This is a genomic window from Staphylococcus sp. HMSC070D05 (genome assembly GCF_001815595.1).
GTDB lineage: Bacteria > Bacillota > Bacilli > Staphylococcales > Staphylococcaceae > Staphylococcus > Staphylococcus hominis.
The window spans coordinates 66,033-88,577 of the sequence record NZ_KV821095.1 but is presented as its reverse complement, the minus strand read 5'-3'; the positions used below and the strand labels follow the sequence as shown (position 1 = coordinate 88,577).

At 33.8% G+C, this 22,545-nt stretch carries 36 protein-coding genes and 1 pseudogene; 34 read left to right on the top strand and 3 right to left on the bottom strand.

Annotated features, from left to right (window positions below):
* Positions 1 to 2: 2 nt before the first annotated feature.
* The 27 genes from rplP (at position 3) to rpsI (ending at position 14,437) form a co-directional block, all read left to right on the top strand.
* Positions 3 to 437: a 50S ribosomal protein L16 gene (gene rplP, locus HMPREF3046_RS02285; protein WP_002448374.1), complete on the top strand. Its 435-nt coding sequence runs from the start codon at positions 3 to 5 to the stop codon at positions 435 to 437.
* Positions 427 to 636, top strand: coding sequence for a 50S ribosomal protein L29 (rpmC, locus tag HMPREF3046_RS02280; RefSeq protein WP_000644737.1), 210 nt, complete (start codon positions 427 to 429; stop codon positions 634 to 636). Before rplP ends, rpmC begins: the two co-directional genes overlap by 11 nt.
* Positions 637 to 662: 26 nt before the next feature.
* Complete coding sequence (rpsQ, locus tag HMPREF3046_RS02275; protein ID WP_002448443.1) at positions 663 to 926, top strand: 30S ribosomal protein S17; 264 nt, start codon at positions 663 to 665, stop codon at positions 924 to 926.
* A gap of 31 nt (positions 927 to 957) precedes the next feature.
* Positions 958 to 1,326: a 50S ribosomal protein L14 gene (rplN, locus tag HMPREF3046_RS02270; RefSeq protein WP_002432661.1), complete on the top strand. Its 369-nt coding sequence runs from the start codon at positions 958 to 960 to the stop codon at positions 1,324 to 1,326.
* 36 nt (positions 1,327 to 1,362) lie between these two features.
* Positions 1,363 to 1,680, top strand: coding sequence for a 50S ribosomal protein L24 (rplX, locus tag HMPREF3046_RS02265; protein WP_002448459.1), 318 nt, complete (start codon positions 1,363 to 1,365; stop codon positions 1,678 to 1,680).
* A gap of 25 nt (positions 1,681 to 1,705) precedes the next feature.
* On the top strand, positions 1,706 to 2,245 hold the full coding sequence (rplE, locus tag HMPREF3046_RS02260) for a 50S ribosomal protein L5 (protein ID WP_002448593.1): 540 nt from the start codon (positions 1,706 to 1,708) through the stop codon (positions 2,243 to 2,245).
* Positions 2,246 to 2,267: 22 nt separating this feature from the next.
* Positions 2,268 to 2,453, top strand: a complete 186-nt coding sequence (locus tag HMPREF3046_RS02255; RefSeq protein ID WP_001140799.1) for a type Z 30S ribosomal protein S14 — start codon at positions 2,268 to 2,270, stop codon at positions 2,451 to 2,453.
* A 31-nt stretch (positions 2,454 to 2,484) separates the two neighbouring features.
* Positions 2,485 to 2,883 (top strand): 30S ribosomal protein S8, encoded by a 399-nt coding sequence (gene rpsH, locus HMPREF3046_RS02250; protein WP_002448514.1) that lies wholly within the window; start codon positions 2,485 to 2,487, stop codon positions 2,881 to 2,883.
* Positions 2,884 to 2,907: 24 nt separating this feature from the next.
* Positions 2,908 to 3,444 (top strand): 50S ribosomal protein L6, encoded by a 537-nt coding sequence (gene rplF, locus HMPREF3046_RS02245; protein ID WP_002448579.1) that lies wholly within the window; start codon positions 2,908 to 2,910, stop codon positions 3,442 to 3,444.
* Between the two features lie 31 nt (positions 3,445 to 3,475).
* A complete protein-coding gene (gene rplR / locus HMPREF3046_RS02240; protein ID WP_002448369.1) occupies positions 3,476 to 3,838 on the top strand; it encodes a 50S ribosomal protein L18 in 363 nt (120 codons plus the stop codon).
* Between the two features lie 20 nt (positions 3,839 to 3,858).
* Positions 3,859 to 4,359 carry a 30S ribosomal protein S5 gene (rpsE, locus tag HMPREF3046_RS02235; protein WP_002448405.1) on the top strand — a complete coding sequence of 167 codons (501 nt, stop codon included), beginning with the start codon at positions 3,859 to 3,861 and terminating at the stop codon, positions 4,357 to 4,359.
* 16 nt (positions 4,360 to 4,375) lie between these two features.
* On the top strand, positions 4,376 to 4,555 hold the full coding sequence (rpmD, locus tag HMPREF3046_RS02230; protein WP_001096576.1) for a 50S ribosomal protein L30: 180 nt from the start codon (positions 4,376 to 4,378) through the stop codon (positions 4,553 to 4,555).
* A 19-nt stretch (positions 4,556 to 4,574) separates the two neighbouring features.
* Entirely contained in the window at positions 4,575 to 5,015 is a 441-nt protein-coding gene (gene rplO, locus HMPREF3046_RS02225) for a 50S ribosomal protein L15 (RefSeq protein ID WP_002448533.1), read from the top strand.
* Positions 5,015 to 6,307: a preprotein translocase subunit SecY gene (gene secY / locus HMPREF3046_RS02220; protein WP_002448596.1), complete on the top strand. Its 1,293-nt coding sequence runs from the start codon at positions 5,015 to 5,017 to the stop codon at positions 6,305 to 6,307. The genes rplO and secY overlap by 1 nt, the downstream gene beginning before the upstream one ends.
* Before the next feature lie 18 nt (positions 6,308 to 6,325).
* On the top strand, positions 6,326 to 6,976 hold the full coding sequence (locus tag HMPREF3046_RS02215; RefSeq protein WP_002448556.1) for an adenylate kinase: 651 nt from the start codon (positions 6,326 to 6,328) through the stop codon (positions 6,974 to 6,976).
* A gap of 199 nt (positions 6,977 to 7,175) precedes the next feature.
* Complete coding sequence (infA, locus tag HMPREF3046_RS02210) at positions 7,176 to 7,394, top strand: translation initiation factor IF-1 (RefSeq protein WP_001829792.1); 219 nt, start codon at positions 7,176 to 7,178, stop codon at positions 7,392 to 7,394.
* A 31-nt stretch (positions 7,395 to 7,425) separates the two neighbouring features.
* Positions 7,426 to 7,539, top strand: a complete 114-nt coding sequence (gene rpmJ / locus HMPREF3046_RS02205; protein WP_001829709.1) for a 50S ribosomal protein L36 — start codon at positions 7,426 to 7,428, stop codon at positions 7,537 to 7,539.
* Between the two features lie 22 nt (positions 7,540 to 7,561).
* Entirely contained in the window at positions 7,562 to 7,927 is a 366-nt protein-coding gene (gene rpsM, locus HMPREF3046_RS02200; RefSeq protein WP_002448629.1) for a 30S ribosomal protein S13, read from the top strand.
* 23 nt (positions 7,928 to 7,950) lie between these two features.
* A complete protein-coding gene (gene rpsK, locus HMPREF3046_RS02195; protein ID WP_000101625.1) occupies positions 7,951 to 8,340 on the top strand; it encodes a 30S ribosomal protein S11 in 390 nt (129 codons plus the stop codon).
* Positions 8,341 to 8,421: 81 nt separating this feature from the next.
* Positions 8,422 to 9,366 (top strand): DNA-directed RNA polymerase subunit alpha, encoded by a 945-nt coding sequence (locus tag HMPREF3046_RS02190; protein WP_002448356.1) that lies wholly within the window; start codon positions 8,422 to 8,424, stop codon positions 9,364 to 9,366.
* A 21-nt stretch (positions 9,367 to 9,387) separates the two neighbouring features.
* On the top strand, positions 9,388 to 9,759 hold the full coding sequence (gene rplQ / locus HMPREF3046_RS02185; protein ID WP_011275144.1) for a 50S ribosomal protein L17: 372 nt from the start codon (positions 9,388 to 9,390) through the stop codon (positions 9,757 to 9,759).
* A gap of 301 nt (positions 9,760 to 10,060) precedes the next feature.
* Positions 10,061 to 10,873 carry an energy-coupling factor transporter ATPase gene (locus HMPREF3046_RS02180; RefSeq protein ID WP_070716072.1) on the top strand — a complete coding sequence of 271 codons (813 nt, stop codon included), beginning with the start codon at positions 10,061 to 10,063 and terminating at the stop codon, positions 10,871 to 10,873.
* On the top strand, positions 10,870 to 11,733 hold the full coding sequence (locus tag HMPREF3046_RS02175) for an energy-coupling factor transporter ATPase (RefSeq protein ID WP_070716070.1): 864 nt from the start codon (positions 10,870 to 10,872) through the stop codon (positions 11,731 to 11,733). Before HMPREF3046_RS02180 ends, HMPREF3046_RS02175 begins: the two co-directional genes overlap by 4 nt.
* Positions 11,723 to 12,529 carry an energy-coupling factor transporter transmembrane component T family protein gene (locus tag HMPREF3046_RS02170; protein ID WP_070716068.1) on the top strand — a complete coding sequence of 269 codons (807 nt, stop codon included), beginning with the start codon at positions 11,723 to 11,725 and terminating at the stop codon, positions 12,527 to 12,529. Before HMPREF3046_RS02175 ends, HMPREF3046_RS02170 begins: the two co-directional genes overlap by 11 nt.
* Positions 12,530 to 12,533: 4 nt before the next feature.
* Positions 12,534 to 13,337, top strand: a complete 804-nt coding sequence (truA, locus tag HMPREF3046_RS02165; protein WP_070716064.1) for a tRNA pseudouridine(38-40) synthase TruA — start codon at positions 12,534 to 12,536, stop codon at positions 13,335 to 13,337.
* 250 nt (positions 13,338 to 13,587) lie between these two features.
* Positions 13,588 to 14,025, top strand: coding sequence for a 50S ribosomal protein L13 (rplM, locus tag HMPREF3046_RS02160; RefSeq protein WP_002448612.1), 438 nt, complete (start codon positions 13,588 to 13,590; stop codon positions 14,023 to 14,025).
* A 19-nt stretch (positions 14,026 to 14,044) separates the two neighbouring features.
* On the top strand, positions 14,045 to 14,437 hold the full coding sequence (gene rpsI / locus HMPREF3046_RS02155) for a 30S ribosomal protein S9 (RefSeq protein WP_002448344.1): 393 nt from the start codon (positions 14,045 to 14,047) through the stop codon (positions 14,435 to 14,437).
* 161 nt (positions 14,438 to 14,598) lie between these two features.
* Here rpsI and HMPREF3046_RS02150 read toward each other — a convergent pair whose 3' ends face one another.
* Positions 14,599 to 15,333, bottom strand: coding sequence for an NAD-dependent protein deacylase (locus HMPREF3046_RS02150; protein ID WP_070716063.1), 735 nt, complete (start codon positions 15,331 to 15,333; stop codon positions 14,599 to 14,601).
* Positions 15,334 to 15,538: 205 nt separating this feature from the next.
* On the opposite strand from HMPREF3046_RS02150, the gene HMPREF3046_RS02145 reads away from it, so the two are divergent.
* From HMPREF3046_RS02145 to HMPREF3046_RS02115, 7 genes and pseudogenes are all read left to right on the top strand, one after another.
* On the top strand, positions 15,539 to 16,294 hold the full coding sequence (locus HMPREF3046_RS02145) for a DeoR/GlpR family DNA-binding transcription regulator (RefSeq protein WP_002455016.1): 756 nt from the start codon (positions 15,539 to 15,541) through the stop codon (positions 16,292 to 16,294).
* A gap of 232 nt (positions 16,295 to 16,526) precedes the next feature.
* Complete coding sequence (lacA, locus tag HMPREF3046_RS02140; protein ID WP_070716060.1) at positions 16,527 to 16,955, top strand: galactose-6-phosphate isomerase subunit LacA; 429 nt, start codon at positions 16,527 to 16,529, stop codon at positions 16,953 to 16,955.
* Between the two features lie 15 nt (positions 16,956 to 16,970).
* Complete coding sequence (lacB, locus tag HMPREF3046_RS02135) at positions 16,971 to 17,486, top strand: galactose-6-phosphate isomerase subunit LacB (protein ID WP_002455018.1); 516 nt, start codon at positions 16,971 to 16,973, stop codon at positions 17,484 to 17,486.
* Between the two features lie 12 nt (positions 17,487 to 17,498).
* A complete protein-coding gene (locus tag HMPREF3046_RS02130) occupies positions 17,499 to 18,431 on the top strand; it encodes a tagatose-6-phosphate kinase (RefSeq protein WP_070716059.1) in 933 nt (310 codons plus the stop codon).
* 3 nt (positions 18,432 to 18,434) lie between these two features.
* The gene (gene lacD, locus HMPREF3046_RS02125) at positions 18,435 to 19,412 is read left to right on the top strand and encodes a tagatose-bisphosphate aldolase (protein WP_070716058.1); all 978 of its coding nucleotides are present in this window, start codon (positions 18,435 to 18,437) and stop codon (positions 19,410 to 19,412) included.
* Positions 19,413 to 19,431: 19 nt separating this feature from the next.
* Entirely contained in the window at positions 19,432 to 19,746 is a 315-nt protein-coding gene (locus HMPREF3046_RS02120) for a PTS lactose/cellobiose transporter subunit IIA (protein ID WP_017174827.1), read from the top strand.
* Between the two features lie 5 nt (positions 19,747 to 19,751).
* A pseudogene (locus tag HMPREF3046_RS02115) lies at positions 19,752 to 20,655 on the top strand (PTS transporter subunit EIIC); the annotation flags it as partial.
* Here the strand turns inward: HMPREF3046_RS02115 and HMPREF3046_RS02110 are convergent.
* Positions 20,653 to 22,062 (bottom strand): recombinase family protein, encoded by a 1,410-nt coding sequence (locus HMPREF3046_RS02110; RefSeq protein WP_070716055.1) that lies wholly within the window; start codon positions 22,060 to 22,062, stop codon positions 20,653 to 20,655. The pseudogene HMPREF3046_RS02115 and the gene HMPREF3046_RS02110 sit on opposite strands and share 3 nt — an antisense overlap.
* A 51-nt stretch (positions 22,063 to 22,113) precedes the next feature.
* Positions 22,114 to 22,545: Ltp family lipoprotein (locus HMPREF3046_RS02105; RefSeq protein ID WP_256278209.1), on the bottom strand; the 432-nt coding region annotated here is incomplete at its 5' end.

Sequence of the window (22,545 nt, the reverse complement as noted above, 5' to 3'; positions counted from 1 at the left end):
TAATGTTACTACCAAAACGTGTTAAATATCGTCGTCAACATCGTCCAAAAACTACTGGTCGTTCTAAAGGCGGTAACTTTGTAACATTTGGTGAGTATGGTTTACAAGCTACAACAACTTCTTGGATCACATCTCGTCAAATCGAATCTGCTCGTATCGCTATGACACGTTACATGAAACGTGGCGGGAAAGTTTGGATTAAAATCTTCCCACATACGCCTTACACTAAAAAACCTTTAGAAGTACGTATGGGTGCTGGTAAAGGTGCTGTTGAAGGCTGGATCGCAGTTGTAAAACCAGGTCGTATTTTATTCGAAATCGCTGGTGTATCTGAAGATGTAGCTCGTGAAGCATTACGTTTAGCAAGTCACAAACTTCCAGTAAAAACTAAGTTTGTAAAACGTGAAGAATTGGGTGGTGAAACAAATGAAAGCTAAGGAAATTAGAGACTTAACCACTTCAGAAATCGAAGAACAAATCAAATCTTCAAAAGAAGAGCTTTTTAACCTACGCTTTCAGTTAGCTACAGGTCAATTAGAGGAAACTGCACGTATTCGTACAGTTAGAAAAACAATTGCACGTCTAAAAACTGTTGCTCGTGAAAGAGAAATTGAACAAAGTAAAGCTAATCAATAAAGTATAAGAAAGAGGAGGTTACAAAAGTGAGTGAAAGAAACGATCGTAAAGTTTATGTAGGTAAAGTTGTTTCTGATAAAATGGACAAAACAATTACTGTACTTGTTGAAACTTACAAAACACACAAATTATACGGTAAACGAGTAAAATACTCTAAAAAATATAAAACTCATGATGAAAACAATTCAGCTAAATTAGGAGATATTGTTAGAATTCAAGAAACTCGTCCTTTATCAGCATCAAAACGTTTCCGTTTAGTAGAAATTGTTGAAGAATCAGTAATTATTTAATACAAGATTAGAGATAAGGGAGGTTTAACTAATGATCCAACAAGAAACGCGTTTAAAAGTAGCAGACAACTCTGGTGCTCGTGAAGTACTTACAATCAAAGTATTAGGTGGATCTGGTCGCAAAACAGCGAACATTGGCGATATCATCGTTTGTACTGTTAAAAATGCAACACCAGGTGGCGTTGTTAAAAAAGGCGACGTTGTGAAAGCAGTTGTTGTTAGAACTAAATCAGGCGTACGTCGTAACGATGGTTCTTATATCAAATTTGATGAAAATGCATGTGTCATTATTCGTGATGACAAAGGCCCACGTGGTACTCGTATCTTTGGTCCTGTTGCTCGTGAATTACGTGAAGGTAACTTCATGAAAATCGTATCATTAGCACCAGAAGTACTATAATTTATTTAAAACCATAATATTTAAGGAGGTGCCCACATGCATATCAAAAAAGGTGACAACGTTAAAGTTATCGCAGGTAAAGATAAAGGTAAAGAAGGTAAAGTAATCGCTACTGAACCTAAAAAAGACCGTGTCGTTGTGGAAGGTGTTAACGTTATTAAAAAACACCAAAAACCAACTCAATTAAATCCTGAAGGTGGAATCTTAGAAACAGAGGCAGCAATCCATGTTTCTAACGTACAATTATTAGATCCTAAAACAAATGAACCTACTCGTGTTGGTTACAAATTTGTAGATGGTAAAAAAGTTCGTATCGCTAAAAAATCTGGCGAAGAAATCAAATCTAATAATTAATAACTAGTTGAAAGGAGGATCCACTTTGAACCGTTTAAAAGAAAGATACAATACTGAAGTTACTCAAAACTTAGTTAAAAAATTCAACTATAGTTCAGTAATGGAAGTACCAAAAATCGAAAAAATCGTTGTAAATATGGGTGTTGGTGATGCAGTTCAAAACTCTAAAGTGTTAGATAATGCAGTTGAAGAGTTAGAATTAATCACTGGACAAAAACCATTAATCACTAAAGCTAAAAAATCAGTTGCAACATTCCGTTTACGTGAAGGTATGCCAATCGGTGCAAAAGTAACACTTCGCGGAGAAAGAATGTATGAATTCTTAGATAAATTAATCGCAGTTTCATTACCTCGTGTACGTGACTTCCAAGGTGTTTCTAAAACAGCTTTCGATGGTCGTGGTAACTACACTTTAGGAATTAAAGAACAATTAATTTTCCCAGAAATCGATTATGATAAAGTAAGTAAAGTAAGAGGAATGGATATTGTTATCGTAACAACTGCTAACACTGACGAGGAAGCTCGTGAATTGTTAACAAACTTCGGTATGCCATTTCGTAAATAATCTCTAAAAGGAGGCTAATTAAGTGGCTAAAACTTCTATGGTTGCTAAGCAACAGAAAAAACAAAAATATGCAGTACGTGAATATACTCGTTGTGAACGCTGTGGTCGTCCACATTCTGTATATCGTAAATTTAAATTATGCCGTATTTGTTTCCGTGAATTAGCTTATAAAGGCCAAATTCCTGGCGTACGTAAAGCTAGCTGGTAAGATAAAAGAGTTTGAAAGGAGGCAACAATAAATGACTATGACAGATCCAATCGCAGATATGCTTACTCGTGTAAGAAACGCAAACATGGTGCGTCACGAGAAATTAGAATTACCTGCATCAAATATTAAAAAACAAATTGCTGAAATCTTAAAAAATGAAGGTTTCATTAAAAACGTAGAATACGTTGAAGATGATAAACAAGGTGTTATTCGTTTATTCTTAAAATATGGTCAAAACAATGAACGTGTTATCACAGGATTAAAACGTATCTCAAAACCAGGTTTACGTGTATATGCTAAAGCGAACGAAGTGCCTAAAGTATTAAATGGTTTAGGTATCGCATTAGTTTCAACTTCTGAAGGTGTCATCACTGATAAAGAAGCTAGAAAACGTAACGTTGGTGGAGAAATCATCGCATACGTTTGGTAATAATAAATAAGGAGGTGCCATAACATGAGTCGTGTTGGTAAGAAAATTATTGACATTCCTAGTGACGTTACAGTAACTTTTGACGGACAAACTGCTACTGTAAAAGGTCCTAAAGGTGAATTAACTAGAACTTTTGATGAAAGAATGACTTTTAAACAAGATGAAAACACTCTAGAAGTTGTAAGACCTACTGATTCTAAAGAAGATAGAACAGTTCATGGTACAACTCGTGCGTTATTAAATAATATGGTACAAGGTGTTTCTCAAGGTTTTGTAAAAACTCTTGAACTTGTTGGTGTAGGTTACCGTGCTCAAATGCAAGGTAATGACTTAGTATTAAACGTTGGTTACTCTCATCCTGTTGAAATTAAAGCTGAAGATGGCATTACTTTCGCAGTAGAGAAAAATACAACTGTTACAGTATCTGGTGTATCTAAAGAACAAGTTGGAGCTATCGCTTCTAATATTCGTTCAGTAAGACCTCCAGAACCTTATAAAGGAAAAGGTATTCGTTACCAAGGTGAATATGTTCGCCGTAAAGAAGGTAAAACTGGTAAATAATAGATAACTCTCTAAAGAAAGGAGTAATACAATGATCAGTAAAATTGATAAAAACAAAGTGCGTTTGAAAAGACATGCTCGTGTGCGTACTAAATTATCAGGTACAGCTGAAAAACCACGTTTAAATGTATATCGTTCAAACAAACACATTTACGCACAAATTATTGATGATGCTAAAGGTGAAACTTTAGTACAAGCTTCATCTCAAGATAAAGATATCGCTAGTGATTCTACTTCTAAAGTTGATTTATCAACTAAAGTTGGTGAAGTAATCGCTAAAAAAGCTTCAGATAAAGGTATCAAAGAAATCGTATTTGATCGTGGTGGTTATTTATATCATGGTCGCGTTAAAGCGTTAGCTGAAGCTGCGAGAGAAAACGGATTAGAATTTTAATTTAAAGGAGGGACAAACACATGGCTCGTAGAGAAGAAGAAACGAAAGAATTTGAAGAACGCGTTGTTACAATTAATCGTGTTGCCAAAGTTGTTAAAGGTGGACGTCGTTTCCGTTTCACTGCATTAGTAGTAGTAGGAGATAAAAATGGTCGTGTAGGTTTCGGTACTGGTAAAGCTCAAGAGGTACCAGAAGCTATTAAAAAAGCTGTAGAAGCAGCTAAAAAAGATTTAGTAGTAGTTCCACGTGTAGAAGGAACAACTCCTCACACTATCACTGGCCGTTATGGTTCTGGTAGTGTATTTATGAAACCAGCTGCACCTGGTACAGGAGTTATCGCTGGTGGTCCAGTACGTGCCGTATTAGAATTAGCAGGTATCACTGATATCTTAAGTAAATCATTAGGTTCAAATACACCTATCAACATGGTACGTGCGACATTAAATGGTTTACAAAACCTTAAAAACGCTGAAGATGTTGCGAAATTACGTGGCAAATCAGTAGAAGAATTATATAATTAAGGAGGGAAAATAAATAATGGCTAAATTACAAATTACCCTCACTCGTAGTGTTATTGGTCGTCCTGAAACACAACGTAAAACTGTTGAAGCATTAGGTCTTAAAAAGACTAATAGTTCAGTAGTTGTTGAAGATAACCCTGCAATTCGTGGGCAAATCAACAAAGTTAAACACTTATTAACAGTTGAAGAAAAATAATTAAGGAGGTGCCTAAATAATGAAATTACATGAGTTAAAATCAGCTGAAGGTTCACGTCGCGTACGTAACCGTGTAGGTCGTGGTGCTGGTTCAGGTAATGGTAAAACTAGTGCTCGCGGTCAAAAAGGTCAAAAAGCACGTTCAGGTGGTAGCGTAAGACCAGGATTTGAAGGTGGACAATTACCTTTATTCCGTCGTTTACCAAAACGAGGTTTCACTAACATTAATCGTAAAGAATATGCTATTGTTAATTTAGACCAACTTAATCAATTTGAAGATGGTACTGAAGTAACTCCAGCTTTATTAGTTGAAACTGGTGTGGTTAAGAATGAAAAATCTGGTATTAAAGTACTAGGTAATGGTTCACTTGATAAAAAATTGACAGTGAAAGCTCACAAATTCTCAGCTTCAGCGGTTGAAGCTATCGATGCTAAAGGTGGAGCACACGAGGTGATCTAATGTTTCAAACGTTTATGAGCTTCTTTAAAACTAAAGAAGTTCGAAACAAGATTTTCTTCACATTAGCAATGTTAGTAATATTCAAAATAGGAACTTATATTCCGGCTCCTGGAGTTAATCCTGAGCCTTTTGAACAGCAAGGTTCTGATCAAGGTGTCGCTGCTCTTCTTAATACGTTTGGTGGCGGAGCCTTAAAGAACTTTTCTATCTTTGCTATGGGTATAATGCCGTACATCACTGCTTCTATCGTAATGCAATTATTACAAATGGACATTGTCCCTAAATTTACTGAATGGGCTAAACAAGGTGAAGTAGGTAAAAGAAAGCTTAGCAATGTAACACGTTATTTCGCTATCATATTGGCATTTATACAGTCAATTGGTATGGCATTTCAATTTAATAACTATTTAGGCGGTAAATTGATTATTCATCAATCTGTCATGAGTTATTTATTGATTGCTGTAGTTTTAACAACTGGAACTGCATTTTTAATTTGGCTTGGTGATCAAATCACACAATTTGGTGTAGGTAATGGTATTTCAATCATTATCTTTGCAGGTATTTTATCGACGTTGCCATCATCAATTATCCAATTTGTGCAACAAGCATTTGTTGGTAATGATGATACAACGTTAGCATGGTTAAAAGTCATCGGTTTAATTGTTGGATTAATTTTATTAACAATTGGAGCGATTTATGTATTGGAAGCGAAACGTAAAATTCCAATTCAATATGCTAAAAAACAATCTGCACAACGTTTAGGATCACAAGCAACATATCTACCTTTAAAAGTAAACTCTGCAGGGGTTATTCCAGTCATCTTTGCGATGGCATTCTTCTTATTGCCAAGAACATTAACATTGTTCTTCCCTAAAGCTGATTGGGCGCAAAATATTGCAGAATATGCTAACCCTTCAAACACTTATGGTATGATTGTTTATGTGATATTAATTATTGCATTTGCATATTTCTATGCCTTTGTTCAAGTTAATCCTGAAAAAATGGCTGACAACTTGAAAAAACAAGGTAGTTATGTACCAGGAATTAGACCTGGGGAACAAACAAAAAAATATATTACTAAAGTACTTTATCGCTTAACTTTTGTAGGCTCTATTTTCTTAGCAGTTATTGCTATTCTTCCAATTATAGCGACAAAATTTATGAATTTACCTCAATCAATTCAAATTGGTGGTACAAGTTTATTAATCGTTATTGGTGTAGCAATTGAAACTATGAAATCACTTGAAGCACAAGTGAGTCAAAAAGAATATAAAGGCTTTGGTGGTAGATAATTTGTAGGAGGGCAATTTATGAATATCATTTTAATGGGTTTACCTGGAGCTGGTAAAGGTACTCAAGCGAGTGAAATTGTTAAGAAATTCCCAATACCACATATATCTACTGGTGACATGTTCAGAAAAGCGATTAAGGATGAAACTGATTTAGGAAAAGAAGCTAAATCATACATGGATCGTGGAGAATTAGTCCCTGATGAAGTTACTGTAGGTATCGTTAAAGAAAGAATTTCTGAAGACGATGCAAAAAAAGGTTTCTTATTAGATGGATTCCCTAGAACAATTGAGCAAGCTGAGGCATTAAACAACATTATGTCTGAGCTTGACAGAAATATTGATGCTGTTATCAATATTGAAGTTCCTGAGGAAGAGCTAATGAATCGTCTTACAGGTCGTCGTATCTGTGAGAAATGTGGTACAACTTATCATCTTGTATTTAATCCTCCAAAGGTTGATGGTGTTTGTGATATCGATGGTGGAAAACTTTATCAACGTAAAGATGATAATCCGGAAACAGTATCTAATCGTTTAAGCGTTAATGTTAAACAATCTAAGCCAATTTTAGAGTATTACGATGAAAAAGGTGTATTGAAAAACATTGATGGTGCGAAAGATATTGACGAAGTAACCAAAGATGTCATTGATATCTTAGATCAATTAAAATAGTTCAACTAATGTGCGATCTAGATTTATGTGAACTTTGATTAGGTTTCTCTGGCAAGAATTTATTTTTTGAGTGTCGTATGACGATCATAATTCCCGCATTTTGTTAAACTTATAATAACTATTCACTATATTAGATTCGTATCGTTGAAGTTGTCTATTGACGATTACCTTACTATTGTAAAAAGGGGGAAGTTAATCAATGGCGAAACAAGATGTAATAGAATTAGAAGGTACAGTACTTGATACTTTACCAAATGCTATGTTTAAAGTAGAATTAGAAAATGGTCATGAAATTTTAGCACATGTAAGTGGTAAAATTAGAATGAATTATATTCGTATTCTACCTGGCGACAAAGTAACAGTAGAAATGTCTCCGTATGATTTATCACGCGGTAGAATTACGTATCGTTATAAATAATCGTCACTCCATAATATAGGGAGGTATAAAAATGAAAGTAAGACCATCAGTAAAACCGATTTGCGAAAAATGTAAAGTCATTAAACGTAAAGGTAAAGTTATGGTAATTTGTGACAATCCTAAGCACAAACAAAGACAAGGTTAATAAAAGAGAGGTGTAAAAATATATGGCACGTATTGCAGGAGTAGATATTCCACGTGAAAAACGCGTAGTTATTTCATTAACTTACGTATATGGTATCGGTACTTCAACAGCTAAAAAAATTGTTGAAGAAGCTAACGTATCAGCTGATACGCGTGTAAAAGATTTAACAGATGACGAATTAGGTCGTATCCGTGAAGTAGTTGACGGTTATAAAGTAGAAGGTGACTTACGCCGTGAACAAAACTTAAACATTAAACGTTTAATGGAAATTTCATCATACCGTGGTATTCGCCACCGTCGTGGTTTACCAGTTCGTGGTCAAAAAACTAAAAACAATGCTCGTACTCGTAAAGGCCCAGTTAAAACTGTAGCTAATAAGAAAAAATAATAGGTAAAGGAGGCAAAATATAAATGGCACGTAAACAAGTATCTCGTAAACGTAGAGTTAAAAAGAATATTGAAAATGGTGTAGCACACATCCGTTCAACATTCAACAATACAATCGTAACTATCACTGATGAATTTGGTAATGCTTTATCTTGGTCATCAGCTGGTGCATTAGGTTTCAAAGGATCAAAAAAATCAACACCATTCGCTGCTCAAATGGCATCTGAAACTGCTTCAAAATCAGCAATGGAACATGGTTTAAAAACTGTTGAAGTAACAGTAAAAGGACCTGGACCAGGTCGTGAATCAGCTATTCGTGCATTACAATCAGCTGGTTTAGAAGTAACAGCAATCAGAGACGTTACTCCAGTACCTCACAACGGTTGTCGTCCACCAAAACGTCGTCGCGTATAATTTTATTGATTGTTATGGTTACAAATCACTGAGCGAAACAATTTTAAAATTAATTCGACGTTATTAAGGAGGATTTTGTAAATGATAGAAATTGAAAAACCTAGAATTGAGACAATTGAAATTAGTGAAGATGCTAAATTCGGTAAGTTCGTTGTTGAACCACTTGAACGTGGCTACGGTACTACACTAGGAAACTCCTTACGTCGTATCCTACTATCTTCATTACCAGGTGCAGCGGTTAAGTACATCGAAATTGAAGGTGTTTTACACGAATTTTCAGCTATAGACAATGTTGTTGAAGATGTTTCTACAATTATTATGAACATCAAAAAATTAGCATTGAAAATCTATTCTGAAGAAGATAAAACATTAGAAATTGATGTGAGAGATGAAGGCGAAGTAACAGCAAGTGATATTACTCACGATAGCGATGTTGAAGTTCTAAACCCAGAACTTAAAATTGCAACAGTGTCTAAAGGTGGACATTTAAAAATTCGTCTTGTTGCTAATAAGGGTAGAGGTTACGCATTAGCAGAACAAAATAATACTAGTGATTTACCAATTGGTGTAATTCCTGTAGATTCACTTTATTCACCTGTTGAACGTGTAAACTATACAGTTGAAAATACACGTGTAGGTCAAAGTAGTGATTTTGATAAATTAACTTTAGATGTTTGGACTAATGGTTCAATCACTCCACAAGAGTCTGTTTCATTAGCTGCTAAAATTATGACTGAACATTTAAATATTTTCGTTGGTCTTACAGATGAAGCGCAAAATGCTGAAATCATGATTGAAAAAGAAGAAGATCAAAAAGAAAAAGTACTTGAAATGTCTATCGAAGAATTAGACTTATCAGTACGTTCATACAATTGTTTAAAACGTGCAGGCATCAATTCTGTTCAAGAATTAGCTGACAAGTCTGAAGCTGATATGATGAAAGTGCGTAATTTAGGTCGTAAATCTCTTGAAGAAGTTAAATATAAATTAGAAGATTTAGGATTAGGTTTAAGAAAAGAAGATTAATATGTTAAAGGAGGTTAACTCATGGGTTACAGAAAATTAGGTCGTACTTCTGATCAACGTAAAGCTATGTTACGTGACTTAGCTACATCACTTATCGTAAGTGAACGTATTGAAACTACAGAAGCTCGTGCAAAAGAAGTTCGTAGTGTTGTTGAGAAATTAATCACTTTAGGTAAAAAAGGTGACTTAGCATCTCGTCGTAATGCTGCTAAAACATTACGTAACGTTGAAATCTTAAATGAAGATGAAACTACACAAACTGCACTTCAAAAATTATTTGGTGAAATTGCTGAACGTTATACAGAACGTCAAGGTGGATACACTCGTATTCTTAAAGTAGGTCCTCGTCGTGGTGACGGTGCTGAATCAGTTATCATCGAATTAGTAGATTAATTTCATATATAAATACACTAACTACTTGTATTTAAAGCAAATGAGTGCAACGATAATGTTTGCCACATACAAATATTGTCTAGCTCAGAGTACCCCATCAACTAAATACTAATATAAAGCGTGAACTCAACTAAAATGTGATGGGGTGCGCGCTTTTTTAATTTTAATGAATCTATAATGATTAAAAAGAGTCGTGCTTTTGAGGCATGACTCTTTTTATATATAAAACACGTTTACTCATGTACATCTAGTTTTTATTCATGTAAACTATTGTAGTAACTATTAATAAAGGAGGAAGGCTGTGAAAACTGATAATAACAATATCATCAAACTTAAACATGTACATTTTCAATATCAAAACGATGCGGCCTTCACTTTAGAAGATGTATCATTTAATATACCAAAACATCAATGGACATCTATTGTAGGACATAATGGTTCAGGAAAATCTACGATTGCAAAACTTATAGTAGGAATAGAACAAGCAACGAAAGGAGAAATCTTCTATAACAATCATTTAGTTACTACTGATTATTTAAGAGAGGTTAGACGCCATATTGGTATTGTCTTTCAAAATCCAGAAAATCAATTTGTAGGTTCAATTGTGGAATATGATGTAGCTTTTGGACTCGAGAATCACGCAGTACCACATAACAAAATGAAAGCAATCGTCATTCAATCTTTAGATAATGTAGATATGAAGGAATATATGGAATATGAACCACATTCTTTATCGGGGGGCCAAAAGCAACGCGTGGCTATTGCAGGCGTCTTAGCACTAAGTCCAGATGTCATCATTCTTGATGAAGCAACCTCTATGTTAGATCCCCAAGGTAAGCAGTCTTTACTTTCATTAATCAAACAAGTTAAACAAGAAAAAAATTTAACGATTATTTCTATTACTCATGATTTAAGTGAAGCGTTAGAAAGCGATCATGTCGTCATTATGAATAAAGGCAAGGTTTACAAAGAAGGCAAGCCAAACTTTATTTTTTTAAATACACAGTATTTAGTAGAGATTGGCTTAGATTTACCATTTGCAATGAAAATGAATCAAAAGCTAGGCTTTGAAGATGAATTCACTACATATGAAGGGCTGGTTGATAAATTATGACCATTCAATTTAATCATGTTTCATATATTTATCAAAAAGGCACTCCTTATGAATATCAAGCCTTAAGTGATATCAATCTTAAAATTGAGCAAGGTAAATACTATGCGATTGTTGGTCAAACAGGAAGTGGTAAATCCACACTCATTCAACATTTTAATGGACTATTAAAACCAACAAAAGGTAGTATTACTTTTGATAATAAGGAGATTACTCATAAAACAAAAGACAAGCATCTACGAGAATTAAGACAACAAGTAGGTTTGGTTTTTCAATTTCCTGAATCACAATTGTTTGAAGATAGTGTGGAAAGAGAAGTGGCATTTGGTCCTAAAAATTTTAAGATGAATGTGGAACAAGTTAAGTCATATGCCTATCAGTTACTCTTAGATTTAGGTTTTGATCATCATATTATGAAACAATCGCCATTTGAAATGTCAGGTGGCCAAATGCGTAAAATTGCATTAGTTTCTATCCTTGCAATGAAACCGAATATTATTATTCTTGATGAGCCTACTGCTGGACTTGATCCAAAAAGTCGTCAGCAAGTGATGGAATTAATAAAATCAATTCAAGTCAATCATCATAAAACAGTCATATTAGTGTCGCACGATATGAATGATGTGGCGCGATATGCAGAAGAAATCATTGTAATGAGGCAAGGGAAAGTCATAGAACAGTGCTCTCCTAAATCATTATTCAGACAACACGAAAAACTGAAAGATTGGCATATTGCATTACCTGATGTAGTACAACTGCAATATGATGTTGAAGAAAAATATCAAACCATGTTTAGTGATATTGCTTTAAATGAAGATGAGTTTGTAACATTGTATCAGGAGTGGCAAGAACATGAAAAATAAACTTATTATAGGACGTTATTTACCTAATAACTCTGTGATACATCGTCTTGATCCTAGAGCAAAGTTGATTTTTGTATTTGTATTTATTATTTTTATCTTTTTTGCTCATTCTTTTGCTACATTTGCTTGGGTAATATTATTAATTCTATGTTTTATGAAGATGGCTAACATTCAATTTTGGTTTTTAATTAAAGGATTAACACCGATATTTTTCTTCTTAATCTTTACGTTTTTAATGCATATCTTCTTTACTCACGGCGGGACTACGCTATTAGAAATAGATTTTATTAAAATTGATAGTATAGGGGTATTAGAAGGTATTTTCATTTCTTTAAGATTAATAACGATTGTTATGGTTGCGACAATTATGACATTATCAACAAGTCCAATTGACTTGACTGATGCTTTTGAAAAGTTAATGGCCCCATTGAAACTATTTAAAATTCCTGTGCATCAATTAAGTATGATTATGTCAATTGCTTTAAGGTTTATTCCAACATTGATGGATGAATTAGATAAAATTATTCTTTCTCAAAAATCAAGAGGTTCTGAAATTAGTTCGGGTAGTTTAATGACAAGAATTAAAGCTTTCATCCCATTGATGATACCGCTATTTATTTCTGCCTTTCAAAGAGCTGATGAATTAGCAATTGCAATGGAAGTGAGAGGATATGATGCTAATGTACAACGTACAAATTATCGTAAGTTGTCGTGGCATAAGAGAGATACTTTGAGTCTATTCAGTCTGATACCTATTGGAATGATATTATTTATATTAAAATATATGGGAGTGTAAGACATTGCGCATGCTAGTAAATATTGCGTATCAAGGACATGGATTTCTTGGTTTTCAAATTCAACAACAAGGTAGAACTGTTCAACAACAATTTGAAAAAATTTTAAAACGTATGCATCGTCGACATGTACGTATACATCCATCAAGTCGCACAGATCGCGGTGTACATGCTTATGAACAGTATTTTCATTTTGACACAGAATTGAATATTGAGCCTAAACAATGGAAATATGCGATGAATAGTGCGTTACCTGAGGATATTTATGTGAATAGTGTAAAACAAGTAGATGACACATTTCATTGCCGTTATGATTGTGTAGGTAAGAGATATCGCTATAAAGTGTATCAAGCGGAACATCGCAATCCATTTGAAAGTGGTCTTAAGACATTTATAAAAGATGACTTAGATTTAGATAAGATGAATGAAGCGGCTAAACATTTTATTGGAACCCATGATTTTACTGGATTTTGTTCACAAAAGACTGAAGTTGAAAGTAAAGAACGTACACTATACCAAAGTGAAGTTGTAAAAACGGACGAAGGTTTTGACTATATCGTCACGGGTTCTGGTTTCTTATATAATATGGTGCGTGTACTTGTGGCTTTTTTAGTAGAAGTAGGTAAAGGGAAGCGACAACCTAACGAAGTTCCTGAACTGCTTAAAGCTAAAAATAGAGATAATGTGCCTTTTACAGCACCCGCTGAAGGATTATATCTTGAAAAGATATATTTAGATCCAGAAACACTTAAAAATGACTTTGGCGAGGATGTAAAAATACATTATAAAAAATCATTACAAAATGATTAATATGCATTGACAAATGGGCTTATAAAATATAAGATAGTTAACGGTATTGTTTTATATCATCCCACGATAAGCCCCGGAAACTTATTGTGTTACAAGATATATAAGCAGATTAGACAGGAATAAAATAAATGAACATTACGCTTTGAAATCGTAACAGAATGACCTAGATTGCAGGCCTCGTTCGTAGGTTCGACTACGATGAGTACCTGTAATCTAAGACTAAGCATTTATTTTTAGGAGGATAATTATTATGCGTCAAACATTTATGGCAAATGAATCAAACATTGAGCGCAAATGGTATGTTATCGATGCTGAAGGCCAAACATTAGGTCGTTTATCATCAGAAGTAGCATCTATCTTACGCGGTAAAAATAAAGTAACTTATACACCACACGTTGATACTGGTGACTATGTAATCATCATCAACGCTGAAAAAATCGAATTAACTGGTAAAAAAGAACAAGATAAAGTTTACTACCGTCACTCAAATCACCCAGGTGGTATTAAATCAGTGACTGCTGGTGAATTAAAACGTAATAACCCTGCTCGTTTACTTGAAACTTCTATCAAAGGAATGTTACCAAGTTCACGTTTAGGTGAAAAACAAGGTAAAAAATTATTTGTATACAGTGGCGCTGAACATCCACACGCTGCACAACAACCAGAAAACTACGAATTACGTGGTTAATTAGAAGGAGGAAATTACATTGGCACAAGTTGAATATAGAGGCACAGGCCGTCGTAAAAACTCAGTAGCACGTGTACGTTTAGTACCAGGTGAAGGTAATATCACTGTTAACGATCGTGACGTACGCGAATACTTACCATTCGAATCATTAATCTTAGACTTAAACCAACCATTCGATGTTACAGAAACTAAAGGTAACTATGATGTATTAGTTAACGTATACGGTGGTGGTTTCACTGGACAAGCTCAAGCTATCCGTCATGGTATCGCTCGTGCATTATTAGAAGCTGATCCAGAATACAGAGGTTCTTTAAAACGCGCAGGTTTATTAACTCGTGACCCACGTATGAAAGAACGTAAAAAACCAGGTCTTAAAAAAGCACGTCGTTCTCCACAATTCTCAAAACGTTAATATTGGAAATGTTGCAAACTTGTTTGTTTACAAGTTCAGTATGCAAATTGCGTCAGTAATTTGTGTTTCATTAGAACGATTAAAGCACTTCTCAACTTTGAGAAGTGCTTTTTTATGTAAAAAAGGCTAGTCGTTCTAAAAAACACTAGCCACAAGTACATCTATTTATTTTTCATAACTTCTTCAACCACTTCTGTCATGTCATTATGAATAACTAAACTTGCTTGTCTATCATACGGTGTAGCGTCTCTATTAATAATTACAAGATTGTCTCCTGTAAAGTTAGAAATAAAGCCTGCAGCAGGTTGTACGACTAAGGATGAACCTAACACAATGACAGTATCTGCTTTTTGGATTTTATCTAATGCTCTAAAGACAGTAGGCTGATCGAGCATTTCACCGTATAATACGATATCAGGGCGAATCACATCACCACAGTTCTCACAATATCTTAATTTGTGTCCCATAACATATGATTTCGTATATTCTTTTCCACAATTGATGCAATAAAAGCGATTCAATGTACCATGAATTTCATCAATATGTTCACTTCCAGCATCTTCATGTAACCCATCGATATTTTGGGTAATCACACCTAAAGATTTTCCTTCTTTTTCTAACTCTGCAATCCATTCATGGACGATATTAGGCTTTTTATCTGCTACTAGTAGTCGTTTATGATAAAAGTCGATAAAGCTTTCTTTATTATCATTTAAATGATCAATACTTAATAAATATTCAGGTGAATAACCCTCTTTTGAAATTTCATCAAATAAGCCACCCATGGAGCGGAAATCAGGTATACCACTTGCAACTGATACACCTGCGCCAGTAAAGAATACAATTTTGTTTGATTTATCAACAATTTCTTTTAATTTTTCAATTTTATTACTCAATCGGAGCACCTCGTTTATAATAATGACTAATATAACTTTTTTAAAATGAATTTTATACTATTATTACAACATATTTTTACCTTTATTTTCTAGTTTTAAAACAAGTAATAGTATAGAATGAAATTGCGCTTAAAATCTTTATGAGATATATGTGTTCATTTTATATGGACATGTTTAATAAAATAAGTTGGATGTGAGAATTTGAATGAATAAATACGATCGTTTAGAAGAAATTACTAAACTCGTAAATCAAAAAGGAACGGTTAGGACGAATGAAATCGTTGAGGAACTTAACGTATCTGATATGACAGTACGTCGTGATTTAGCTGAACTAGAAGAAAAAGGATTACTAACTAAAATACATGGCGGTGCACGTAGTAATTCAGCTTTTCAAATTAAAGAAAAGTCTCATCAAGAAAAGCACACAGAGAATATTGAAGAAAAACGTGCTGTCGCAAGGAAAGCTGTTAACTTAATTGAAGAAAACGATACGATTTTTTTAGGACCTGGAACAACAATCGAGTTACTGGCTCAATTAATAGAACGAGAGTCATTAACTGTGATTACGAATTGTTTTCCAGTATTTCAAATATTATTTGAAAAGCGTTCGCTAAATTTTAAAGTTTACTTATTAGGTGGAGAAATGAGAGAACTTACTGAATCATTTGTAGGTGAAATGACGAATACGCTCCTTAAAACAAAACGATTTAGTAAAATGTTTTTTAGTTGTAATGGAATAAAAGATGCAGATGTGCTCACTTCTACAATTGACGAAGCGTATACACAACAACTTGCACTTCATCGTTCGCTTGAAAAATACTTATTAATTGATACTTCAAAAATTGGAAAAGAAGATTTTACCCAATTATGTCATTTAGAAGATTTAACAGCAGTTGTTGTAGATAAAAATGATGAAGATAATGTACAAAAATTAAAAGCTTATACAGAAGTGATACATTAATTGAATGATACCAAGATTGTTTATTTAAACAATCTTGGTATTTTTTTAGATAATTGAACGCAATTAAACATAAAAACAAAACATTTTGTTTAAAAAAATGAAATTTCAAACAATATTCGAACATTTATTGTTGATTATTTGTTTATTTATGTTTATAATTTAGGTGTAAAGATTTGAAAGCGCTTTTTCAAACACATGTGTTTAATTACCTTATTTTCAAAGGAGAATCATTATGACAATTTTTATTGGTTCAGATGTCGCTGGTCAACGTCTTAAAAATGTTATAAAAACATTTTTAAAAGAAAATAACCATGATGTAGTAGATGTAACAGAAGGAAAAGAATTAGACTTTGTTGATTCAACATTAGCAGTTGTACACGAAGTACAAAAGAACGATGATAATTTAGGAATTGCAGTGGATGCTTATGGCGCAGGTAGTTTTATTGTCGCTACAAAAGTAAAAGGAATGATTGCTGCTGAAGTATCAGATGAACGCTCAGCATATATGACACGTAGTCACAACAATGCACGCATGATTACAATGGGTTCTGAAATTGTAGGCGATACATTAGCAAAAAATATTGCTAAAGAATTTGTAAATGGACACTATGATGGCGGACGTCACCAAATCCGTGTAGATATGTTAAATAAAATGTGCTAATTGGAGGAATAAATAATGAAAATTGCTATAGGTTGCGATCACATTGTAACTGATACAAAAATGGAAGTTTCACAACATTTAAAAGCTCAAGGACACGAAGTTATTGATGTAGGTACGTATGATTTTACACGTACACATTATCCTATCTTCGGTAAAAAAGTAGGAGAAAAAGTTGCTAGTGGAGAAGCAGACTTAGGCGTATGTATCTGCGGTACTGGTGTTGGTATTAGTAATGCAGCAAACAAAGTCCCAGGGGTAAGAACAGCATTAGTACGTGATATGACATCAGCACTTTATTCAAAAGAAGAATTAAATGCTAATGTTGTTAGTTTCGGCGGTAAAGTAGCAGGCGAATTATTTATTTTCGATATCGTTGATGCATTTATCGAAGCAGAATACAAACCTACTGAAGAAAATAAAAAATTAATTGCTAAAATTAATCATTTAGAAGCACATAACGATAATCAAGCTAATCCTCACTTCTTTGATGAATTCTTAGAAAAATGGGACAAAGGTGAATATCACGATTAAGAAAGATGTGAAATGATTCTAACATTAACTTTAAATCCTTCAGTTGATATTTCTTACCCATTAGAACAGTTTCATCTAGATACTGTGAATAGAGTTAAAAAAACGAGTAAAACTGCTGGAGGAAAAGGATTAAATGTAACACGTGTATTATCAGAATTTGGCGAAAATGTATTAGCAAGTGGCTTTTTAGGTGGCGCATTGGGTCAATTTATTGAAGAACAATTAACGGATGCTCAAATTGAACAGTCTTTCTTCAAAATAAAAGGAGAAACACGAAATTGTATCGCTATTCTACATGAAGGACAACAAACTGAAATACTTGAACAAGGACCAACTATTGGCAAGGAAGAAGCAGAGAGCTATAAAACACATCTTTTAGAACTATTTAAAAGAGCTAATGTTATAGCGATGTCTGGAAGTTTACCTAAAGGTCTTAATACAAATTACTACGCTGATATTGTGAAATTAGCAAATATACAAGGTCTACCTACGATTGTAGATAGTTCTGGTCAATCATTAATGGATGTATTGTTGAGCGAAAGTAAGCCTTCAGTGATAAAACCTAATATTGATGAATTATCTCAATTATTACAAACTACTGTCACTACAGATATCGATAGTTTAAAAGAAGCGGTTACTCAACCCATTTTCAAAGGTATTGAATGGATTATTGTTTCTTTAGGTGGCGATGGCGCTTTCGCTAAACATCATCAAACATTTTATAAAGTAAACATTCCCAAAATAGAAGTTGTTAATCCTGTAGGGTCTGGTGATTCTACAGTGGCAGGTATTGCATCAGGTCTTGTTCATCAACAATCCGATGAAGATTTACTGAAAAAAGCTAATGCATTTGGAATGTTAAATGCAATGGAGCATCAAACAGGTCATATCAATGTAGATAAATTTAAAGAACTATTCAAACAAATTGAAGTTATAGAGGTGTAATTCATGACAAAATCACAACAAAAACTAGTATCAATCGAACAATTAAGTAATCAAGATGGGATTATTTCAGCTTTAGCATTTGATCAACGTGGGGCATTAAAAAGAATGATGGCTGAACATCAAACAGAACCTCCTACAGTTGAACAAATCGAACAATTAAAAGTACTTGTATCAGAAGAGTTAACACAATATGCATCTTCTATTCTTTTAGATCCTGAATATGGCTTACCTGCTTCTGATGCACGTAATAAAGAGTGTGGTTTATTACTTGCATATGAAAAAACTGGATATGACGTGAATGCAAAAGGTCGTTTACCAGATTGCTTAGTAGAATGGTCTGCTAAACGTTTAAAAGAACAGGGGGCCAATGCAGTTAAATTCTTACTTTATTATGATGTAGATGATTCAGAAGAGATTAACATTCAAAAGAAAGCTTATATTGAACGAATTGGTTCAGAATGTGTTGCTGAAGACATTCCATTTTTCTTAGAAGTGTTAACTTATGATGATAATATTCCAGATAATAAAAGTGCTGAATTTGCAAAAGTAAAACCTCGTAAAGTAAATGAAGCAATGAAGTTATTCTCTGAAGATCGATTCAATGTTGACGTGCTTAAAGTTGAAGTACCCGTAAATATGAATTTTGTCGAAGGATTTACAGAGGGTGAAGTTGTATACACAAAAGAAGAAGCAGCACAACATTTCCGTGATCAAGAAGCAGCGACACATTTACCTTATATTTATTTAAGTGCTGGTGTATCAGCTGAATTATTCCAAGAAACATTAACATTTGCACATGATGCAGGTGCACATTTCAATGGTGTGTTATGTGGGCGTGCGACATGGTCTGGTGCAGTTAAAGTTTATATTGAACAAGGAGAACAAGCTGCAAGAGAATGGTTACGTACAACTGGATATAAAAACATTGATGATTTAAATAAAGTACTAAAAACAACTGCAACATCTTGGAAAGCAAAATAACTTAGGGGAGGTTATTCATATGAATAGAGAAGAAGTACAATTACTTGGTTTTGAAATTGTCGCATATGCAGGAGATGCACGTTCAAAATTATTAGAGGCATTAAACGCTGCTAATGAAGGTGATTTTGAAAAAGCTGAACAACTTACTGAGGAAGCAAATGAATGTATTGCAAATGCCCATAAAGCTCAAACAAACTTATTAGCTCAAGAAGCGCAAGGTGATGACATTGCATTTAGTATTACAATGATTCACGGACAAGACCATTTAATGACAACGTTATTATTAAAAGATTTAATGAAGCATTTAATTGAATTATACAAAAAAGGGAGCTGACCCCTATGAATAAGTTAATAGCATGGATAGAAAAAGGAAAGCCGTTCTTTGAAAAAATATCTCGTAATATTTATTTAAGAGCGATTCGTGATGGATTTATTGCAGCAATTCCAATTATCTTGTTCTCAAGTATATTTATTTTAATCACATATGTACCTAACGTGTTTGGCTTTACTTGGAGTAAAACGATGGAAGGTATATTGATGAAACCATATAACTATACCATGGGAATTGTTGGTTTGATTGTAGCTGGAACAACAGCTAAGTCTTTAACCGATTCCTACAACAGGAAATTAGATAAAACCAATCAAATTAACTTTATTTCTACAATGATGGCTGCGATGAGTGGATTTTTATTCTTAGCAGCAGATCCTATTAAAGAGGGAGGATTTTCAAGTGCATTTATGGGCACAAAAGGATTATTAACAGCCTTTATTTCAGCCTTTATTACCGTAATTGTTTATAATTTCTTTATTAAAAGAAATATTACAATAAAAATGCCTAAAGAAGTGCCACCAAATATTTCTCAGGTATTTAAAGATATCTTCCCGTTGTCAGCGGTTATTATCATTATTTATGCATTAGATTTATTATCAAGAACATTTATTCATACAAATGTAGCGAACGCCGTATTAAAAATCTTTGAACCATTATTTACTGCGGCAGATGGCTGGATTGGTGTCACACTTATCTTCGGTGCTTTCGCATTCTTCTGGTTTGTAGGTATACATGGTCCATCTATTGTTGAACCAGCAATCGCTGCAATTACTTATGCAAATCTTGAAACAAACTTAAATTTGATTCAAGCAGGAGAACATGCAGATAAAATTATTACACCTGGTACACAAATGTTCGTTGCAACTATGGGGGGGTACCGGTGCTACCTACCCTGTAACACTACTACTATTAAAATTTAAAAGTAATCTCCCTTATATTAAGTGTATTGACCTTACCATTCTCATTATACTTTCTAGGAACAAAGTCAAACGCAATCTCTTTAACTGTACTCAAGATTAACTCCTCTTTTTGTTCAACGTTCAACTTACTCCAACCTTTAATCAAGATGTTATCAATCATATTTAACTGTTCATTCGTAACTGTTTGTGTACTTTCCACTTCCACATTAGCACGTTCAACTTCATCAAGTATCTCTTTCGTTTCGTCCATTAAACTAAAATACTCATCATCTTCAATGTAACCTAATGACCATGATCGTGTGAGTTTCTCACGTTGTTTCATAATCTTATCTATATCGTAATCTAATTTAGGTGTACTTTCTTCTACAATATCCACCTTAAACTTATTCATGTCATATGTTTTGAGTAACTCTATAAACTTATCTTCTACTTCGCTTTCATTGAATGATATTGTTTGAACGTTTTTATCCTTACTACACGTATCACATTTATAACGTCTTACTTCGTAAGAATAACCTTTTTTATCCGTTATCTTACCAGCGTATAGATGTAGCTTATTATGGCACTGAGGACACGTTAGAACACCTCTAAAGATAGCATGATGTTTTACCTTACTTCGATGTGTTTTGTTCTCTATAACGTCTATAATGCGCTTATAATCACTTTCTGATAACACTGACTCATGCGTATTCTCAATATACATATCTCCGTACTTAGTATGACCACGTAAGACTGGATTTTTCATCAATCTAATAATAGAAGTCCTATTCCATTTCTTAACTTTCGGTACGTTGACCTTCTTCAAATTCATCTGTCTAGCAATCTCATTACCTGATACACCATGTTTAAATTGCTCAACAAGATAATCAATTACCCACTTATGCTTATTAGGTACAAGTTTTCCATCCACATTGTCATAGCAAAAGGGAGCTTCTCTAATATAGTTACCTTCTCTTACTGCTGCACGACTACCAAATAATGCACGTTCACGTATTGTAGCACGTTCCCACTCAGCCATAGCACCTACCATAGTGATAAATAACTTACCAATGGCAGTTGTGGTATCAAATACTTCAGTAGCACTCTTGAACGCTACGTTATACTTCTCAAACGTTTCTAGCATTTCGAGTAAGTCTTTAACGTTACGTGTTAATCTATCTAACTTATAAACCAACACTAGATCATAATACTCTAGATTATCCATAATACGCTTTAATGCTGGTCTATTCATTGAGCCACCACTTACACCAGCGTCAGTAAACACTTTGAAATCGTGCCAATTCTGAACTTCGCAAAAGGCTTTTAATTTCCGTTCTTGCTCATGGATAGAATAACCTTCTGTTGCTTGCTCATAGGAACTCACCTGACACGAACGTAAATAGCTACGTTCATAATACATCACTCCTTAAAAAAGTAAAAAAATAATAAGGGTAGACAAGCTACCCATAAATTATTCGTCTAAATGATCCACTGCATATTGCGCTTCTTCTTCTGTAAATTTATCGCCAGAATTTGAAATTAATTGATCGTAAATTGCATCTTTAGACATATTCATATCTTCTTGATAAGATTTTGCACTTTCTAATGCGTTTTTCTTATAATCAGCTTTTAAGTGATCAACCGCGTATTGTGCATCTTCTTCTGAGAATTGGTCTCCGGCACTAGAAGTTAATTGTTCATAAATTGCATTTTTAGACATATGCATTCCATCCGCATAATTTTTAGCAGAATTTAATGCTGCTGTTTGTTCTTTAGAAGCGTTTTTATCTTCTTTAACTTCTGAATTACCATCATTCATTTGTTTATCTACTTCATTAACAAAGGCTCCAGTACATGATGTAAGACCAATAATTAATAGGATTAATAAAACTAAACAACCACC

Excerpts from the sequence above, each read along its gene's own strand:
- HMPREF3046_RS02175 (WP_070716070.1), top strand. The coding sequence starts at position 10,870 with ATGACCATTCAATTTAATCATGTTTCATATATTTATCAAAAAGGCACT.
- HMPREF3046_RS02215 (WP_002448556.1), top strand. The coding sequence starts at position 6,326 with ATGAATATCATTTTAATGGGTTTACCTGGAGCTGGTAAAGGTACTCAA.
- rpmD (WP_001096576.1), top strand. The coding sequence starts at position 4,376 with ATGGCTAAATTACAAATTACCCTCACTCGTAGTGTTATTGGTCGTCCT.
- secY (WP_002448596.1), top strand. The coding sequence starts at position 5,015 with ATGTTTCAAACGTTTATGAGCTTCTTTAAAACTAAAGAAGTTCGAAAC.
- rplN (WP_002432661.1), top strand. The coding sequence starts at position 958 with ATGATCCAACAAGAAACGCGTTTAAAAGTAGCAGACAACTCTGGTGCT.
- rplQ (WP_011275144.1), top strand. The coding sequence starts at position 9,388 with ATGGGTTACAGAAAATTAGGTCGTACTTCTGATCAACGTAAAGCTATG.
- rpsK (WP_000101625.1), top strand. The coding sequence starts at position 7,951 with ATGGCACGTAAACAAGTATCTCGTAAACGTAGAGTTAAAAAGAATATT.
- rpmC (WP_000644737.1), top strand. The coding sequence starts at position 427 with ATGAAAGCTAAGGAAATTAGAGACTTAACCACTTCAGAAATCGAAGAA.
- rpmJ (WP_001829709.1), top strand. The coding sequence starts at position 7,426 with ATGAAAGTAAGACCATCAGTAAAACCGATTTGCGAAAAATGTAAAGTC.
- HMPREF3046_RS02170 (WP_070716068.1), top strand. The coding sequence starts at position 11,723 with ATGAAAAATAAACTTATTATAGGACGTTATTTACCTAATAACTCTGTG.
- infA (WP_001829792.1), top strand. The coding sequence starts at position 7,176 with ATGGCGAAACAAGATGTAATAGAATTAGAAGGTACAGTACTTGATACT.
- lacA (WP_070716060.1), top strand. The coding sequence starts at position 16,527 with ATGACAATTTTTATTGGTTCAGATGTCGCTGGTCAACGTCTTAAAAAT.
- HMPREF3046_RS02190 (WP_002448356.1), top strand. The coding sequence starts at position 8,422 with ATGATAGAAATTGAAAAACCTAGAATTGAGACAATTGAAATTAGTGAA.
- HMPREF3046_RS02145 (WP_002455016.1), top strand. The coding sequence starts at position 15,539 with ATGAATAAATACGATCGTTTAGAAGAAATTACTAAACTCGTAAATCAA.
- rplO (WP_002448533.1), top strand. The coding sequence starts at position 4,575 with ATGAAATTACATGAGTTAAAATCAGCTGAAGGTTCACGTCGCGTACGT.
- HMPREF3046_RS02120 (WP_017174827.1), top strand. The coding sequence starts at position 19,432 with ATGAATAGAGAAGAAGTACAATTACTTGGTTTTGAAATTGTCGCATAT.
- rplR (WP_002448369.1), top strand. The coding sequence starts at position 3,476 with ATGATCAGTAAAATTGATAAAAACAAAGTGCGTTTGAAAAGACATGCT.
- HMPREF3046_RS02130 (WP_070716059.1), top strand. The coding sequence starts at position 17,499 with ATGATTCTAACATTAACTTTAAATCCTTCAGTTGATATTTCTTACCCA.
- lacB (WP_002455018.1), top strand. The coding sequence starts at position 16,971 with ATGAAAATTGCTATAGGTTGCGATCACATTGTAACTGATACAAAAATG.
- rplF (WP_002448579.1), top strand. The coding sequence starts at position 2,908 with ATGAGTCGTGTTGGTAAGAAAATTATTGACATTCCTAGTGACGTTACA.
- lacD (WP_070716058.1), top strand. The coding sequence starts at position 18,435 with ATGACAAAATCACAACAAAAACTAGTATCAATCGAACAATTAAGTAAT.
- rpsM (WP_002448629.1), top strand. The coding sequence starts at position 7,562 with ATGGCACGTATTGCAGGAGTAGATATTCCACGTGAAAAACGCGTAGTT.
- rplM (WP_002448612.1), top strand. The coding sequence starts at position 13,588 with ATGCGTCAAACATTTATGGCAAATGAATCAAACATTGAGCGCAAATGG.
- rplX (WP_002448459.1), top strand. The coding sequence starts at position 1,363 with ATGCATATCAAAAAAGGTGACAACGTTAAAGTTATCGCAGGTAAAGAT.
- rplP (WP_002448374.1), top strand. The coding sequence starts at position 3 with ATGTTACTACCAAAACGTGTTAAATATCGTCGTCAACATCGTCCAAAA.
- rpsE (WP_002448405.1), top strand. The coding sequence starts at position 3,859 with ATGGCTCGTAGAGAAGAAGAAACGAAAGAATTTGAAGAACGCGTTGTT.
- rpsH (WP_002448514.1), top strand. The coding sequence starts at position 2,485 with ATGACTATGACAGATCCAATCGCAGATATGCTTACTCGTGTAAGAAAC.
- HMPREF3046_RS02110 (WP_070716055.1), bottom strand. The coding sequence starts at position 22,062 with ATGTATTATGAACGTAGCTATTTACGTTCGTGTCAGGTGAGTTCCTAT.